The sequence below is a fragment of the Neorhizobium descurainiae genome (assembly GCF_051400715.1).
Taxonomy (GTDB): Bacteria; Pseudomonadota; Alphaproteobacteria; order Rhizobiales; family Rhizobiaceae; genus Neorhizobium.
This window is the reverse complement of sequence record NZ_JBLFFK010000104.1, coordinates 1-569: the sequence shown is the minus strand read 5'-3', so window position 1 is coordinate 569 and position 569 is coordinate 1. Positions and strand designations below refer to the sequence as shown.

At 66.4% G+C, this 569-nt stretch carries 2 protein-coding genes; both read left to right on the top strand.

Features of this window, described 5'->3' with window-relative positions; genetic code table 11:
- A partial coding sequence (locus ACMGE0_RS33640; protein ID WP_436820188.1) for a nucleotide exchange factor GrpE occupies positions 1-95 on the top strand: 95 nt, incomplete at its 5' end.
- Positions 96-281: 186 nt separating this feature from the next.
- Positions 282-569: hypothetical protein (locus tag ACMGE0_RS33635; RefSeq protein WP_436820187.1), on the top strand; the 288-nt coding region annotated here is incomplete at its 3' end.

The following is a 569-nucleotide window of genomic DNA, read 5'->3' as shown; positions in this document are numbered from 1 at the left end:
CCGGCACGGTCGTGCAAGAGATCCAGACGGGATACATGATCAAGGATCGGCTGCTGCGTCCGGCGCTGGTCGGCGTGGCAAAGAAGCCGGACTGAGCGAACTAAATCCTCCCCCGCCAGGGGGAGGTGTCATGCGGAGCATGACGGAGGGGGAGGAAGCACGCCGGAATGTTCTGGCATCCGCCCCCTCCGACGCCTTCGGCGCCACCTCCCCCTGGCGGGGGAGGATTGGTTCGCGGGGATGACGGACGGTAGGCGATCGGCTATCGGGCCGTTCCGACCATGCCCATCCACATCCTCCACCTCCATTCCACCTTCGCGCTCGGCGGCAAGGAAGCGCGCGCGGTGCGGCTGATGAATGCGTTCGGCGACAAGGCGCGGCACACGATCGTCTCGGCCGCCCCCGACCAGCTCGGCGCACGCGACCTGATCGCCAAAGGCATCAAATATGAGATCGCGCAGAACCCGCCGCCGCTCGCCGGCCGGCTGTCGGTCAAGCGCTATGAGGAGATCGCGCGCTTCATGCGGCGGTTCGACCTGGTGCTCACCTATAATTGGGGCGCGATCGAC